The following is a 15,884-nucleotide window of genomic DNA, read 5'->3' on the forward strand; positions in this document are numbered from 1 at the left end:
ACGTGCGGCTGACCACGAGCGCCCGCCACGGCGTCGGCGCGCTGGCGATCCTGCTGCTGGCCGGGGCTGCCGGCTGCGGTGGTCCCGACACCGGCCCGGAGGCGGTCACCCCGACCACCGTCCGGGTGCTGGTGCGCGACATCAACATCCGGGCCGAGGGCGTGGACTGCGCCGGCACCGGACCGTACCTCTACTTCCACCACCGGGCGCCGTTCCGGGTGCTCGACCCCGACGGGGCGGCCCTGGTGACCGGGACGCTGCCGGCGGGCACGGCGGTCGCCGCGTTCGACGAGGACCTCGAGGTGGAACGGGTGCCGACGTACTGCGAGTTCGCGGTGCCGGTGCGGGTGCCGCAGCGGGCCGGCTACCGGCTGGAGGTGGCCGGCCGGCCCGCGCTCGACCTGACCCCGGACACCAGTGAGGGTCCGGCGCTGGTCGCGGTGGTGCCGGCATGAGGCGGCTGCTCGCGTCGCTGCTGGCGGTGCTGGCGCTGGCCGGCTGCACCGCCCGCCCGGTTGACGGGCCCGCCCCGGCGGCGCTCGCCGGGGGCGCCGCGACGCTGCCCGGACCGGTCCCCGCCGACCTGGCGCTGCGCCCGCCGCCCGGCGACGCGCCGGCCGCCCCGGCGTTCACCGGTGGGCTGACCGACGGCACCCCGCTCACCGCCGCCCGGCTCTGGGCCGACCGCCCGGTGGTGTTCACCTTCTTCAGCTCCTGGTGCACCACCTGCGCCGACCGGCAGGACGCGCTGAGCGAGCTGGCCCGGCGGTACCGGGACCGGGTGGTCTTCGTCGGCGTGGCCGGCGTCGACCAGGCCGACGAGTTGCAGGACTACCTGCGGACGCACCGGGTGGAGTATCCCGTCGTGGTGGACGAACAGCAGACCATCTGGCGGTCGTACGCGGTGCGGGAGCCACCGGCCGTCGTGCTGGTCGCCAAGGGTGGCGCGGTGCTGCGTGGCTGGCCGGGCGGGCTGGACGCGGCGGCGCTGGAGCAGTGGCTCGGGGAACTGGTGCTGGCCGGTTCCGGGTAGCGCGGCGACGGACGGGTGTGCCGACCGGTGCCGTGCCCGGTACGGGACGGCCGGTGGGCGCGTGTCGGGCGTGCTGTCGATTCGATCGCGGGTCGACGGCGCGCCCCGCGTCGTGTCCGCCTGCCGGCGTCCGGGGCGTCGTCGGTGTTCGTGCTGGTGAGGGCTGGGGGGATCGACCGGAGAGCCGGGTCGGGGCGACCGTTCGGGCATCGGCTCCGACCGACAGGAACTTTTGTTCGCACGAACAAAAGTTTCTCCGTTGGAGGTCTATCTTTAGCCGTCAGCCACCGTTAGTGTCCGGTTCACAGACGTAACACGGTTGACATCCCCCCTTGACCGAGCAGTCATCCACCGGGCCACGCGTATTCGGCGGCGCAGGTCCTTCGACCCTCCCAGCAGGACTCGCACGTCTCAGTGGCCCGTCAGGGCCACCCTCGAAAGGTGGAATTTGTGAACGAGGATCAGCGCCGTATGGCCAACGACCCCCAGTACCGCACCCAGGTCACCCGCCGTCGGCTGCTGGCCGCGTCGGCCGGCGCCGCCGCCGTGCTCGGCGCGGCCGGCCTGCCGGTGCTCCAGACCAAGGGCCCGGCCCGCGCGGACGGCAAGTGGCAGGTCGACCCGCTCATCCCGGCGCAGAACCGGGGCATCATCCTCTACAGCGTCCGGGACCGGATCTCCGCCGCCCCCGACGACAGCGGCGTGCCCTACGGCTTCGAGCGGGTGCTGGCCAGCCTGGCCGAGATGGGCTACAAGGAGATCGAGTTCGCCGGCTACAACCAGCACACCTCGATCCTGGGCCGGCAGATCACCCCGACCGAGATCCGCAAGATCCTGGACGACAACGGCCTGGTCGCCAACGGCACCCACACGTCGATCAACGCGGCCACGTTCCAGCAGCAGCTGGACATCGCCGAGGAACTCGGCATGAAGAACATCGGCACCGGCAGCGACCCGACCAACAGCGCCTACCAGTCCGACTGGGACGCCGCGGCCGACCTGTGGAACGAGCTCGGCCGGCAGGCCAAGGAGCGCAAGATGCGCCTCTACACCCACAACCACGACGTGGCCTACTCGTTCCTGCTCGACAGCGGCCCGCTGGACGCCAACGGCAAGCCGACCCGCTCCTCCGGCGTGCGTCGCCTGGAGTACTTCTTCGCCAAGACCGACCCGAAGTACGTCTACTTCGAGTGCGACATCTACTGGGCGTACGTGGCCCGGTTCAAGCACACCAAGTACACCAACTCGGCCGGCCAGCAGAAGACCTCGCTGTTCGACCCGATCCTGAACGTGGCCCGGCGCACCAAGCGGTTCCCGCTCTTCCACGCCAAGGACGGCAACCGCAACTCCGCGCTGGCCAACGGCTACGAGATGATCCCGCTCGGTGAGGGCGACATCAACTTCCAGCAGTTCTTCGAGACCATCGGCGAGTCCGACTTCCACCACGCCAACTGGGAGATGGACACCGCCCCCGGCGGCGCCGCCAACCCGGGCCAGTCGCTGGACTTCGCCCGGCTCAGCTACGCCAACATGGCCGACCTGACCATCTACCACCAGAGCTGACCCGACCCGGCGGCCGGTAGCCGGCCGCACCCGGGCACCGACCGGCGGTCGCACCACCGCCGGCGGCACCGGTGGTGGCGGTCGCGTCCCCCGACGCGACCGCCGCCACCCGGGCCCGCCCCGAGGAGTCCGGGCCGCCAGGCGGCCCCGGACACCACCGGGCGTACCGCCCCGGCGGGCCCCCCACCACGTGATCTCTTCCGACCCGTGACCCCGGGCCGCGCTGCCGCGCGCCCCCGGCACGGGCCCTGGCCGTACGCAGCTCTCCGATCGGCGAACCGCACGGGGTCGGGACGGCGTCGTCCCGTCCCCACCGGAGAGCGAGACGCAGCACCGCACCACCCGGGTGGCCCCGGCACCCGCCCGGAGCAGGCAGCACATCGTCCCCCACCGGAGGAACCAGATGGCAAGATCGGTACACCGATGGCTCGCCGCGATCGCAGGGGTCGGGATCGTCGTCCCGCTCGCCGCGACCGCTCCCGCGTTGGCCCAGCCGGCCCAGGACACGCCAAGCGTCCTGGTGTTCACCAAGACCGACGGTGAGCGTCACCCGTCGATCGACAAGGGCGTCAACGCGATCCGCACCCTGGGCAACGGCAACGGCTTCACCGTAGACGTCACCCAGAACTCGACCGCCTTCTCCGACGACAACCTGGCCAGCTACGGCGCGGTCGTCTTCCTCAACACCACCGGCGACGTGCTCAACAGCGGCCAGGAGGCGGCCTTCGAGCGCTACATCCGCAACGGCGGCGGCTACCTCGGCGTGCACGCCGCGGTGGAGGCCGAGCCGTCGTGGACGTTCTACCGCGACATCGTCGGCACCACCGCCGCCGGTACGGCGTCGAGCGGGCCGGGCCTCATCGACGTGGCCGACCGGGCGCACCCGGCGAGCAAGCCGCTCGCCCGGCAGCTCACCCTCAACGACCAGTGGTACAACTTCACCACCAACGTCCGGGGCACCGCGCACGTGCTGGCCACGGTGGACGAGAAGAGCTTCACCGGCGGCACCATGGGCTACGACCACCCGATCTCCTGGTGCAAGGACTTCCAGGGCGGCCGGTCGTTCTACACCGGACTCGGCGACTCCGCCGACACGTACGCCAACGGTGCGTTCCGCAAGCACCTGCTCGGCGCGATCCAGTGGTCGGCCGGCATGGTCCAGGGTGACTGCGGCGCGACCGTCAAGGCCAACTACGAGAAGGTCATCCTCAACGACGAGCCGGGCGAGCCGATGACCCTGTCGGTGCTGCCCGACGGTCGGGTGCTGCACAACACCCGGGCCGGCGAGATCCGGCTCTACGACCCGAAGACCGGTGCCAGCCCGGTCATCACCACCATCCCGGTGTACCAGCACGACGAGGACGGCCTCCAGTCGGTCACCGTCGGCCCGGACTTCGCCACCGACAAGTGGGTGTACGTCTACTACGCGCCCAAGCTCGACACCCCGATCACCGACGCGCCGGTGACCAGCACCGACCCGAGCGCCTGGGACGCCTACAAGGGGCACAACCAGCTCTCCCGGTTCAAGTGGGTCGAGGAGCCGACGCCGCACCTGGACCTGGCGAGCGAGCAGAAGATCATGAAGGTCGACACCGACCGGGGCGTCTGCTGCCACGTCGCCGGTGAGATCAAGTTCGACGGCAAGGGCCTGCTCTACCTGGTCACCGGGGACGACACCAACGCCGGTGGCTCGGACGGCTTCACCCCGATCAACGAGTCGCCGACCCAGGGGCCGGGCTACGACGCCCAGCGTTCCGCCGGCAACACCAACGACCTGCGGGGCAAGGTGCTGCGGATCAAGGTGAAGGCCGACGGGTCGTACAGCATCCCGGCCGGCAACCTGTTCCCCGAGGCCGAGGACCGGGATAACAAGACCCGCCCGGAGATCTTCCTGATGGGTCTGCGCAACCCGTTCCGCTTCGACGTGGACTCCCGGGGCTTCGTCTACATCGGTGACTACTCGCCGGACTCGCAGGTGCCGAACGCGGCCCGGGGGCCGGAGGGCACCGGCCGGTGGATCTCCACCAACAAGGCCGGCAACTACGGCTGGCCGTACTGCTACTCGCCGACCCTGCCGTACATCGACTACGACTTCGTCACCAAGCAGTCCAAGGGCGCGTTCAACTGCGCCGCACCGGTGAACGACTCGCCGCGCAACACCGGCCGGCAGGTTCTCCCGCCGGTGCAGGACCCGCAGCTCAACTACACCTTCCGGGCCACCACCACCTGCGCCGAGGCGTACCTGAGCACCCCGCCCGGCACCTGTGAGTTCCAGTGGCCGGTGCTCGGCACCGGTGGCGTCGGCCCGATGGGCGGCCCGGTCTACAAGTACGACGCCGCGCTGGACTCGGACACCAAGTTCCCGGAGTACTACAACGACGCGGTGGTCTTCGGGGAGTTCACCCGGGACAAGATCTTCATGATGCGCACCAACGGCAGCGGCAAGCTGGTCGGGGTGGAGCAGTTCCTGCCGGGCTTCGTCTTCGACAACCCGATGGACATGGAGTTCGGCCCGGACGGCAACCTCTACCTGCTGGAGTACGGCGACGGCTTCTTCCGGGCCAACCCGGACGCCGCGCTGTCGGTGATCCGCTACGCCAAGGGCACCCGGGCACCTGTGGCCGAGCTGAAGGCCAGCCCGACCTCCGGCCAGGCGCCGCTGACCGTGCAGTTCTCCGCCGAGGGCTCCTACGACGCGGACCCGGGCGAGACCATCACCTACGCCTGGGACTTCGACGGCAACGGCACCACCGACTCGACCGACCGGGACGCGTCGCACACCTACACCACCAACGGGGTCTTCACCGCCAAGCTGACGGTCACCGACACCAGCGGCAAGACGGCGGTGCTCACCCGCGAGATCACCGTGGGCAACACCGCGCCCACCGTGAAGGTCACCTCGCCGCTGTCCGGCACCTTCTTCAACTGGGGTGACACCGTGCCGTGGACGGTCACCGTGACCGACCCCGAGGACGGCCCGATCGACTGCAGCCGGGTCACGGTCTCGTTCGTGCTCGGCCACGACACCCACGGTCACGGCATGAGCGACGCCAACGGCTGCTCGGGCTCGTTCGAGACCCCGGCCGACGGGGCCGACCACGCCGGTGGCTACCTGTACGGCGCGATCAGCGCCACCTACACCGACAAGGGTGCCAACGGCCAGCCGGCGCTGTCCGCGCTGGACCAGATCGTCCTGCAGACCTTCCGGCAGCAGGCCGAGTTCGCCCAGGTCCAGCAGGGCGTCACCCTGGCCAACACGACCGACGCCGGTGGCGGCCAGCACGTGGCCGGCATCGACAACGGTGACCACATCGCGCTCGACCCGATCAACCTGGGCGGGATCGACAAGATCACCTTCCGGTACGCCGGTGGCTCCACGGCCACCGTCGGAACCCCGCGCGGCATCGTCGAGCTGCGGCTCGACTCGCCGACCGGTGAGCTGGTGACCAGCGCGACGCTCAACGCGACCGCCGGCACCAGCGCCTGGGCCAGCCAGACCTTCCCGGTCAGCCAGGCGGCCGGCACGCACGCGCTCTACCTGGTCTTCAAGCCCGTCTCCGGCGGACCCACGACCAGTTTGTTCAACCTCAACTGGGTGGAGTTCGGCGGCCCGACCTCCTGACGTCACCCTCCGGTCGCCGGGAGGACGGAGACTCCGTCCTCCCGGCGTCGTATCGGCACCGGGTGGCCACCGTCGGTCGACCGGTCGACACCGTCGGTGTCCGGCCCGGCCGACGCCGTCGATGTCCGGCCAGGTCTGACTGACCGGCCAGTGGCCGGCCGATCAACGATGATCTAGCGTCCCGTGCGCCGGGGGTCGCGCCACCGCCCCGGTGGTCAGCGAAAACGAGGGGGGACAGTGCCGTTCCGTAACGACGCCGCCGACCGGGGAGAGCAACTGCGCCCCGACCGCTCGGGGCCGAGCCTGACCCGCCCGCCGGCCTGGCGTCCCCTGCGCGTGGCGATGATCGGCCAGAAGGGCGTGCCGGCCACCTACGGGGGGATCGAACGGCACGTCGAGGAGGTGGCCAGCCGGCTGGCCGGACTCGGCCACGAGGTGACCGTCTACTGCCGGGACAGCTACGGCGCGGTGGAGGCGACCCGGCACCGGGGCATCCGGCTGCGGCGGGCCCGCACCGTGCCCAGCAAGCACCTCGACGCCATCGTGCACTCGGCCACCTCCACCCTGGCGGCGCTGACCGAACGCCCCGACATCGTGCACTACCACGGTCTCGGCCCGGTGCTGACCGCGCCGCTGGCCCGCTACGCCTCCCGCGCCCGGGTGGTGCTCACCGTGCACGGGCTGGACAACCAGCGCGACAAGTGGGGCCGGGCGGCGCGGGCCGTGCTCGGCACCGCGTACCGGCTCAGCGGGCACCTGCCCGACGCCCGGGTGACCGTGTCCCGGGGCCTCGCGGAGCACTACACCACCCGGTTCGGCCGGCCCGCCCGCTACATCCCCAACGGCGTGGCCGCCCCCACCCACCGGCCGCCGGGCGAACTGTCCCGCTTCGGCCTGCGCCCCGGCGGCTACCTGCTGCTGGTCGGCCGGCTCGTCCCCGAGAAGGCCGCCGACCTGCTGGTGCGGGCCTTCCGACGACTCCCCACCGACCTGCGGCTGGCCATCGTCGGCGGCTCCGCGTTCACCGACGGCTACGTCGCCCGGCTCCGCGCGGCCGCCGGTGACGACCCGCGCATCGTGTTCACCGACTTCGTCTACGGCGACGTGCTGGCCGAGTTGTACTCGCACGCGGCGGCCTTCGTGCAGCCGTCCCGCCTGGAGGGGCTGCCGCTGACCCTGCTGGAGGCCGCCTCGTACGGGCTGCCGGTGGTGGCCAGCGACATCGAACCGCACCGCGAGGTGCTCGACCGCGACGGGCCGGGGCAGCGGCTGTTCCGCGACGGTGACGTCGACGACCTGCTGCGGGCGCTGGGCACGGTGACCGTCGACCTACCTGCCGAACGGGCCGGCGCAGCCCTGCTGCGCGACCGGGTGCTCGCCGAGTACAGCTGGGACGCCGCCGCCCGGGAGCTGGAAAAACTCTACTTCTCGCTGGCCCTGCGCGCCCCCCGCCCCGGGGAACCGGACGTTGGGTCGCCCACGGTCGGCGTAACGGCCCATGTCCCCCGACCTCGGCGACCGTTAGATTAGGCCGTTCTCCCGGCCGTCGGCGGCGACCGGCAACAGTTCCCTGGAAACGAGTGGTCGGCGAGCGGTGGACGGACAGCGACACGGCACGGAGGGTGACCTCGCCCTGCCCGGGGGCGGGCGACGACGGTGGGCCGCCGGTGATCCGACCGCCCGCCTGTTGACCGTCGGCGCGGCCCTGCTGTGCGCCGTGGTGGCGCTCGGTGTCGGCCTGACCGCCTCCGGTGGTGGCCGGGTCGGCGCGGTGCTGCCCCTGGTGGTCCTCGCCGGACTGGCCGTCGGGGTGCTCGCGCTCACCCGGTTCGCGGCGTACGTGCTGCTGATGCTGGCGGTCCGCTCCTGCGTCGACCTGTTCAAGCTCAGCGGCCCGACCGCCGGCCGGGCCGACGGTGCCGGGGCGACCCGGGCGATGGACCCGTCGACGATCCTCGCGGTGCTGTTCCTGCTCGCCGCCGGTCTCTGGCTCGCCGCCCAACTCCGCCAGCGGGGCCGGCTGCGCGGCTCGCCGCTCGGCGTGGCGATGCTGCTGGTCGGGGCCACCTGCCTGGTCAGTGCGGCCGGGGCCGCCCAGCCGGTGCCCAGCGCCCTGGAGGCGCTGCGGATCGGCACCGTGGTGGTGATGTTCGTGGTCCTGGAGCAGTTGATGCCGGACCTGCCGGCCGTGCGCCGGGTGCTGCTCGCCGCGTACGTCTCGCTGGCGCTGGCGGTCGGCTACACCGTCGTGCTGTCCCTGCTCGGCCACCCGCCGGCCGAGGTCAAGGGGGACTTCACCCGGATCAGCGGCCCGTTCAGCCAGTCCACCACGTTCGGCCGGTACCTGATGTTCATGGTGATCTTCGGGTTCGGCATCCACCGCTACCTGAGCCGCCGGCTGCGCCTCGGCCTCGGCGTCCTGCTCGCCGCCTCGCTGCTGTTCCTGCTGCTCACCAACACCCGCAGCGCCATCCTCGGGGCGGGGCTGGGCCTGCTGGTGGTCGCGGTGCTGCACCGTAGCCGGCGGCTGCTGGTGGCGCTCTGCCTGGTCGCGGTGGCCGGGGTGGCGCTGCTGCCGAGCGTGGCGCACCGCTTCGGGCAGCTCGCCGACAGCAGCGCCGTCGGCGGCGGCCCGACCGGCAACACCCTCGCCTGGCGGGTCGGCTACTGGTCGGAGATCGTGTCGCTGGCCAACCGCAACCCGGTCACCGGCATCGGCCCCAACATGACCAAGTTCGAGGCCGACGAGGCGAAGAAGCCGCACAACGACTTCCTGCGCGCGTACGTGGAGACCGGGCTGGCCGGGCTGCTGGCGTACCTGGCGATGATGGCGCTGTGCCTGCACACCGGGCTCAACGCGCTGCGCCGCGCCCCACCGGGGAGCCTCGGCCGGGGGATCGCGGTCGGGTTCCTGGGCTGCGCGGTCGCCTTCGTCGCGGTCAGCGCGGCGTCCAACGTGATCTCGAACGTCGTCACCCTGTGGTATTTCGCGGCGTTCGCCGCGGCAGCCGGCGCGGTCGCCCGGGGGCTACCGGCCGAGCCGTCCCGGGCGGCGACGCCCCGACCGGTGACGACCGGGTGGCACAACAGATGAAGGATCAAGCAGTGGGGAGCAGCAGGGTGGAGATCGTCGACTATCTGCGGGTCGCGCGGCGTCGACTCTGGCTGCTGGTGGGCATTCCGCTGGTGGCCGGGGCGGCAGCCGCGCTGGTCGTCCTGCTCGGCCCGCAGCAGTACGCGGCCACCTCGTACGTCGCCGCGCCCGCCCTGGTCGGCGGCAGCGCGGCCCAGCAGTACACCGGCACGCAGGCGGCCAACCAGTTCGCGGCGGCCTTCGCCGCGGCGGTGACCTCCCCACAGGTGGTCGACCAGGTGGCCGCCGACACGGGGGTCTCCGCCGACGCGCTACGCGACGGCCTGGCGGTCAAACAGGTCGGGGCGAGCAGTCAGCTCACCGTCACCTACACCGCCACCGACCGGTCCACCGTCGCCTCGGTGCTCGCCGCGACCGGCAAGCGGGCCCTGGCCTTCCTGTTCGCCAGCCAGGTCGGCATCGCCACCGACGAGGTGAAGACGGCCACCGACGAGCTGACCACCGCCACCCGGGCGATCAACGACTGGGAGAAGGCCAACAAGGTCAGCCAGCCCGACAAGCTCTACCAGTCGACCCTGCAGGAGATCGCCAGCCTGCGGCAGCAGCAGTTGCAGATGAAGGCGGTCGGCAACAGCCGGGGTGCCGAGGCCGCCGCGGACTCGATCAGCGCCGGGCAGAAGCGGCTCGACGAACTCGGCCCGAAGCTGCCCGACTACCAGGCGTTGCTCGCCCAACGCGACAGCGCCACCAGCGCGTTGGCCTCGGCTCGGCAGGGGCTGCAACAGGCCCGCGCCCAGTCCCAGGCCGCCGACCCGGAGAAGGTGACGAGCGTCGGCGAGGTGCAGCCGGTCTCCCGGGTCAAGGCGCTCGTCGCCCTGGTGCTCCCGGTGTCCGGTGCCGGCCTGCTGCTGGCCGTGCTGCTGGTGGCGGTGCTGGAGTGGCTGCCGCGCAGCCGTCGGGCCGGTCAGCAGCCGGCGGTCGGCCGGGCCGCCCCGGCGCTGACCGGCGGGCGGCGCGGCGGCGACGACACGGTGGTGCTTCCGGTCGTCACCTCGACCGTGCCCGAGCAGCACCGACGCCGGTAGGTGGCGGTGGCGCACGCGTCCGCGCAGGGCGACAGGCACGTCCGGGGAATGGCCCGCGGCGGCGGGCTCAACCTGCTCGGCGCCCTGCTCAGCCAGGCGGCGGTCTTCCTGATCATGCTGTTGCTGGCCCGGCTGCTGGGCATCCGGGAGGTCGGCCGGTACGCCCAGTGCTACGCGGTGCTGTCGCTGGCCGGGCTGCTGTCGCTGTCCGGGTTCCGGGCCGGCCTCACCCGGTTCGTGGCGGTGCACCTGGCCGACGACGACGCCCCGGCGCTGCGTGGCACCGTCCGGTTGGGACTGGCCGTCTCGGCCGGCTCGTCGGTCGTCCTGGCCGGGGCGCTGGCGGCCGGCGCACCCTGGCTGGCCGACCGGCTGCACGACCCGGGGCTGGTCACCGGGCTACGGCTGGTCGCGCTGACCCTGCCCGCCTCGACGGTCTGCGAGGCGGCCCTCGCGGCGACCCGGGGCTGGCGGACGCAGCGGCCGTACACCTTCATCGGCCAGCTCTACGAGCCGGGCACCCGGCTGCTGCTCACCGCGCTCGCCCTGGTCACCGGGGCCGGGCTGACCGGGGCGTTCTGGGCGCTGGTGGTGGCCGGCTGGTCGGCCGCCCTGCTCGCCCTGCTGGCCCTGGCCCGGCTGGTCCGCCGGGTGCCGCCGGCCCGCCCGGTGCACCGGCCGGGGGAGCTGTTCCGCTTCTCCACGGTCAGCTGGGTGTCGTCGCTGTCGTCGACCGGGCTGATCTGGGTCGACACCCTGCTGCTGGGTTTCTTCGCCAACCCGGACATCGGCGTCTACAACGTCGCCACCCGGCTGGTCACCGTGGCCATCTTCGTGCTCGCCCCGGTCAACGCGGCGTTCGGCCCGTACCTGGCGCACCTGCACCACCGGGGTGACCTCGACGACGTCCGCCGGGTCTACGCGGTGGCCACCGGCTGGGTGGTGCGGCTGTCGCTGCCGGCGTTCGTGGCGCTGCTGGTCCTCCCCGGCGACCTGCTGCGGGTCTTCGGCGGCGAGGTCGCCACCGGCGCGGCGGTCACCGTGATCCTCGCCCTCGGCCAGCTCGTCAACGCGGCCACCGGCCCGTGCGGCACGGTGCTGAACATGTCCGGCCGGGTGGCCCTCAACATGGCCGACAACCTGGTCGCCCTGGTGCTCAACGTGCTGCTCAACCTGTGGCTCATCCCCGCGTACGGGATCGTCGGCGCGGCGGCGGCGTGGAGCGCCTCGCTGATCGTGGTCAACATCGCCCGGGTGGTGCAGGTCCGCCACCTGACCGGCGCGTTGCCGTTCACCGTCGGGATGGCCAAGGGGCTGGCCGCCGGGGTGGCCGCGCTGGCCGCCGGGCTGCTGGTGCGCTGGCTGGTGCCGGGCTGGCCGTGGCGGCCGGCCGCCGGACTGACCGCGATCGTCGCCGTCTACCTGGGAACCGTGCTGGCGCTGGGGCTCAGTCGGGAGGATCTGATGGTGCTGCGTACCCTGGCCCGCCGTCGCCGTCGCGGCGACCCGTCCGACGACGGTCCGCCCCCCTCCGGGGTGGGCGGGGGCGGCCGGGACACCTCCCGCCGGGCGGTGGCGCGGTGAGCGCGGGGCCGCGCCGGGCCACCGTGGACCGGCTGCGCCGGCTGGTACGCGGCACCCGCGCCTGGTCCCGGGCGGCGCTGCCCGGCCGGGTCGGCGCGCTGCCCGACTTCCTGATCATCGGCGGGCAGCGGTGCGGCACCACCTCGCTGCACCACTACCTCGCCGCGCACCCCGACGTGCGGGCCGCCACCGGCAAGGAACTCCAGTTCTTCAGCCTGCACTTCGGGCGGGGGACCCGCTGGTACCGGGCGCACTTCCCACCGGCCGCCCCCGACCGGCGCAGCTTCGAGGCCAGCCCCTACTACCTGTTCCACCCCAGCGTGCCGGCCCGGGTGGCGGCGACGCTGCCCGACGCCCGGTTCGTGGCGCTGCTGCGCGACCCGGTCGAGCGGGCCTACTCGCACTACCTGCACACCCGCTCGTACGGGCTGGAGCCGTTGGGCTTCGCCGAGGCGCTCGCCGCCGAACCGGGGCGGCTGGCCGGGGCGCTGGCCGACGGGCCGGACACCCCGGCGGCGCACCACGCGCTGCGCAACTTCTCCTACGCCGCCCGGGGCCGCTACGCCGAGCAGCTCGACCGCTGGTACGCCCACCTGCCCGCCGAGCGGCTGCACGTGATCCGCAGCGAGGACCTGTACGCCGACCCGGCCGGCACGTACGCCGGGGTGCTGCGGTTCCTCGGGCTGGCCCCGTTCACCCCGGCGGAATTCGCCCGGCACACCCGGCGGGCTGATGCCGGCCCGTCCCAGCTCACCGCCGAGCTGCGGGCCGAACTGGCCGCCGGGTTCGCCCCGCACAACGCCCGCCTCGCAGACCTGCTCGGCTGGCCCCGCACCTGGTGAGCGCGCGGGCCACGCCGCGTCGGACGAGGGTGGCCCTGACGCCGATCCACCGGGTGGAAGGGGTTGTTGCTGCTGGCGTGGCGTGCATCTTTGGCGCTCTTGAGACAGCTATGGTGAGGGTGTGAACCTCAAGGAGTGGGCGGCGTTGACCGGCATCGCGTACATCACTGCTCGGCGGCAGTACGCGGCCGGGGCGCTGCCTGTTCCCACCTACCGGATCGGTCGCCTGATCATGGTCGGGGAGCCGGTCACCGGCACGACGGCCGACGTCGGGCAGACCGTGGTGTACGCGCGGGTGTCGTCGGCGGGTCAGAAGGCGGATCTGGATCGGCAGGTCGCCCGGGTTACCGTGTGGGCCACCGGTCAGAAGCTTGGTGTGGACCGGGTGGTCACGGAGGTCGGGTCCGCGTTGAGCGGGCGCTGTGAGAAGTTCCTCGCTCTGCTCCGGGATCCGGCGGTGTCGACCATCGTGGTCGAGCACAGGGACCGGTTCGTCCGCTTCGGCGCTGAGTACGTTGAAGCGGCCCTGACCGCGCAGGGCCGGCGTCTGTTGGTGGTGGACCCGGCTGAGGTCGATGATGACCTGGTCGGAGACGTCACCGAGATCCTGACCTCGCTGTGTGCCCGTCTGTACGGTCGTCGTGCCGCCGGGAGGCGTGTCCGCCGCGCAGTCGAAGCCGTCACCGGGGCTCCGGGGTGAAGACGGTCCAGGCGTACCGGTTCGCTCTCGACCTCACCCCGGGGCAGGAGCGCGACGTCCTCGCGCATGCCGGGGCGGTCCGGGTGGCGCACAACTGGGCACTTGCGAAGGTCAAGGCGGTCATGGGCCAACGGGCGGCCGAGCGATCCTACGGCGTGCCGGAAGAGGCGTTGACTCCGTCGCTGTCGTGGTCGCTGGCCGGTTTGCGTAAGGCGTGGAACGCCGCGAAGCCAGAGGTTGCGCCGTGGTGGGGTGAGGTGTCCAAGGAGGCGTTCAACACCGGCCTGGATGCGCTCGCTCGCGGCGTGAAGAACTGGGCGGACTCCCGATCCGGGAAGCGTGCCGGTCGGCCGGTCGGGTTTCCCCGGTTCAAGTCCCGCCGCCGCACCACACCGTCTGTGAGGTTCACTACCGGGGCGATCCGGGTCGAGGCGGATCGGATGCATGTGGTGTTGCTGCGGCTGGGCCGGCTGAAGCTCCATGAGTCGGCCCGCAAGCTGGCCCGCCGCCTCGAAAGCGGCACCGCCCGGATCATGTCCGCGACCGTGCGTCGTGACGGCGGACGCTGGCATGTCGCGTTCACTGTCGAGGTCGAGCGGGCCGAACGCCGCCCTGCACGATGGCAGTCGGTCGTCGGGGTGGACGTCGGGATCAAGCACCTCGCGGTGTTGTCCACAGGCGAACTGGTCGACAACCCGCGTCACCTGGTCGCCGCGCAGCAACGGATGCGGTCATTGGGCCGGGAGGTGGCCCGTAAGACCGGCCCGGACCGGCGGACCGGCCGGCGTCCGTCGAAGCGGTGGGAGCGGGCTTCGGCTCGGCTCGGCCGCGCGCATGCCCGGGTGGCGAACCTACGCCGTGACGGGCTGCACAAGCTCACTACCCGGCTCGCGCGCGAGCACGGCACCATCATGGTCGAAGACCTCAACGTCACAGGCATGCTGGCCAACCGCAAGCTGGCACGGCACATCGCCGACGCCGGGTTCGCGGCGATCCGCCGCCAACTGGCGTACAAAACCGGGTGGAACGGCGGCAGGCTGCTGGTGGCCGACCGCTGGTATCCATCCTCGAAAACCTGTTCGGGCTGCGGCGCAGTGAAAATCAAACTCGCCCTGCACGATCGCGAATACACCTGCGAGACGTGCGGCCTGGTCATCGACCGTGACCGTAACGCCTCGCTCAACCTGGCCGCACTCGCGGCCGAGTTCGACACCGCCGGGAGTGGCCCGGTGGCAGCACGTGGAGCCGACCATAAGACCCGCGTACGCGGGCAGGTGGCCGTGAAGCGTGAACCCGGCACCACAACCGAGGGTCAGACCGGGACCGTCCTACCGCAAGGCAGGACTACCAACCGTGTGCCCGCTAGAGCGCACTGAGAGGTAACGGCACCGTGATGCGCGTCTGCGCCGCCTCGGAGGCAGGCGATCCGACGGTGCCCAACGAGGACTGGGCTCTCGCCGGAGAGAGTCTGATCGTCGTGCTCGACGGGGCGACCGTCCGGACCGGCACCGGCTGCGAGCACAGCGTCACCTGGTACGCCGCGAAACTCGGCTCGGCGCTCGCCGGCCTCGCGGTGGATCGGGACACCCACCTGGTCGACGCCCTGGCCCAGGGCATCCGCGCCGTCGCCGACCAGCATCGGCATCGGTGCGACCTCGACCACCCGGGCACACCATCCGCCGCGACCGCGGTGCTGCGGCCCCGCGACGGCTCACTGGAGTTCCTGGTGCTCGGTGACGTGACCGTCGTCGTCGACACCGCCGACGGGATCCGGGTCGTCACGGACGACCGGGTGGACAGGACCGCGCGTGCCGAACGGGAGGAGGCGGACCGTCACCCGTTCGGCTCGGCGGCGAAGCGGGCCGCGCTGCTGCGGATGAAGCATGCTGAACTGGCTGCCCGAAACCGACCTGGGGGCTACTGGGTGGCGGCCGCCGACCCGGACGCCGCCAGCCATGCGATCACCGGCGAGGTGCCGCTCGACAGCGTACGGCGGTTGGCGGTGTTGACCGACGGTGCCGCCCGGTCGGTGGCGCTGTTCGGCCTGTCGACCTGGGTCGACGTTCTGGACGCCCTGGATCGGGACGGCCCGGTGGCGCTGATTCGTCGGGTGCGTGCCGTCGAGGCGGCGGATCCGTCGTGCCTGCGCTGGGCACGCAACAAGTGCAGCGACGACGCCACCGCCGTCTATGCCACCCGGACCGGTGACCCGCTCGGCTGGCCCGCACCTGATGAACGGCCGCCGGGCCACTGCCCAGCACCATGATCGGATGGCGTTCTGGTAGACGACACGCGAGGATACTGCGCAAAACTGCAATCTGATCATGGTGCCCCCACGGTCACCACCCGCAGCCCGGCGAG

Annotated in this window: 12 protein-coding genes; all 12 read left to right on the plus strand. The window is 72.2% G+C overall.

Annotated features, from left to right (window positions below; translation table 11 throughout):
• Nucleotides 1–2 precede the first annotated feature (2 nt).
• Nucleotides 3–455 carry a hypothetical protein gene (locus ACWCHM_RS09430; protein WP_454222119.1) on the plus strand — a complete coding sequence of 151 codons (453 nt, stop codon included), beginning with the start codon at nucleotides 3–5 and terminating at the stop codon, nucleotides 453–455.
• Entirely contained in the window at nucleotides 452–1,033 is a 582-nt protein-coding gene (locus tag ACWCHM_RS09435) for a TlpA family protein disulfide reductase (protein ID WP_454222120.1), read from the plus strand. The genes ACWCHM_RS09430 and ACWCHM_RS09435 overlap by 4 nt, the downstream gene beginning before the upstream one ends.
• A 450-nt stretch (nucleotides 1,034–1,483) precedes the next feature.
• Nucleotides 1,484–2,596, plus strand: a complete 1,113-nt coding sequence (locus tag ACWCHM_RS09440) for a sugar phosphate isomerase/epimerase family protein (RefSeq protein WP_281896842.1) — start codon at nucleotides 1,484–1,486, stop codon at nucleotides 2,594–2,596.
• Between the two features lie 403 nt (nucleotides 2,597–2,999).
• A complete protein-coding gene (locus tag ACWCHM_RS09445) occupies nucleotides 3,000–6,218 on the plus strand; it encodes a ThuA domain-containing protein (RefSeq protein ID WP_454222121.1) in 3,219 nt (1,072 codons plus the stop codon).
• Nucleotides 6,219–6,455: 237 nt separating this feature from the next.
• Nucleotides 6,456–7,748 (plus strand): glycosyltransferase family 4 protein, encoded by a 1,293-nt coding sequence (locus ACWCHM_RS09450; RefSeq protein ID WP_281896846.1) that lies wholly within the window; start codon nucleotides 6,456–6,458, stop codon nucleotides 7,746–7,748.
• Between the two features lie 64 nt (nucleotides 7,749–7,812).
• On the plus strand, nucleotides 7,813–9,312 hold the full coding sequence (locus ACWCHM_RS09455) for an O-antigen ligase family protein (protein ID WP_454222122.1): 1,500 nt from the start codon (nucleotides 7,813–7,815) through the stop codon (nucleotides 9,310–9,312).
• An 11-nt stretch (nucleotides 9,313–9,323) separates the two neighbouring features.
• Complete coding sequence (locus ACWCHM_RS09460) at nucleotides 9,324–10,397, plus strand: Wzz/FepE/Etk N-terminal domain-containing protein (protein ID WP_454222123.1); 1,074 nt, start codon at nucleotides 9,324–9,326, stop codon at nucleotides 10,395–10,397.
• Nucleotides 10,398–10,403: 6 nt separating this feature from the next.
• Nucleotides 10,404–11,981: an oligosaccharide flippase family protein gene (locus ACWCHM_RS09465; RefSeq protein ID WP_454222124.1), complete on the plus strand. Its 1,578-nt coding sequence runs from the start codon at nucleotides 10,404–10,406 to the stop codon at nucleotides 11,979–11,981.
• Nucleotides 11,978–12,823 (plus strand): sulfotransferase family protein, encoded by an 846-nt coding sequence (locus tag ACWCHM_RS09470; protein ID WP_454222126.1) that lies wholly within the window; start codon nucleotides 11,978–11,980, stop codon nucleotides 12,821–12,823. Before ACWCHM_RS09465 ends, ACWCHM_RS09470 begins: the two co-directional genes overlap by 4 nt.
• Before the next feature lie 121 nt (nucleotides 12,824–12,944).
• Entirely contained in the window at nucleotides 12,945–13,523 is a 579-nt protein-coding gene (locus tag ACWCHM_RS09475) for an IS607 family transposase (RefSeq protein WP_454222127.1), read from the plus strand.
• Complete coding sequence (gene tnpB / locus ACWCHM_RS09480) at nucleotides 13,520–14,899, plus strand: IS607 family element RNA-guided endonuclease TnpB (protein ID WP_454222128.1); 1,380 nt, start codon at nucleotides 13,520–13,522, stop codon at nucleotides 14,897–14,899. The genes ACWCHM_RS09475 and tnpB overlap by 4 nt, the downstream gene beginning before the upstream one ends.
• Nucleotides 14,900–14,916: 17 nt before the next feature.
• Nucleotides 14,917–15,789 carry a protein phosphatase 2C domain-containing protein gene (locus tag ACWCHM_RS09485; RefSeq protein ID WP_454222129.1) on the plus strand — a complete coding sequence of 291 codons (873 nt, stop codon included), beginning with the start codon at nucleotides 14,917–14,919 and terminating at the stop codon, nucleotides 15,787–15,789.
• Nucleotides 15,790–15,884 lie beyond the last annotated feature (95 nt).

It is taken from the genome of Micromonospora sp. SCSIO 07396, from assembly GCF_053667945.1.

Excerpts from the sequence above, each read along its gene's own strand:
- ACWCHM_RS09435 (WP_454222120.1), top strand. The coding sequence starts at position 452 with ATGAGGCGGCTGCTCGCGTCGCTGCTGGCGGTGCTGGCGCTGGCCGGC.
- ACWCHM_RS09445 (WP_454222121.1), top strand. The coding sequence starts at position 3,000 with ATGGCAAGATCGGTACACCGATGGCTCGCCGCGATCGCAGGGGTCGGG.
- ACWCHM_RS09485 (WP_454222129.1), top strand. The coding sequence starts at position 14,917 with ATGCGCGTCTGCGCCGCCTCGGAGGCAGGCGATCCGACGGTGCCCAAC.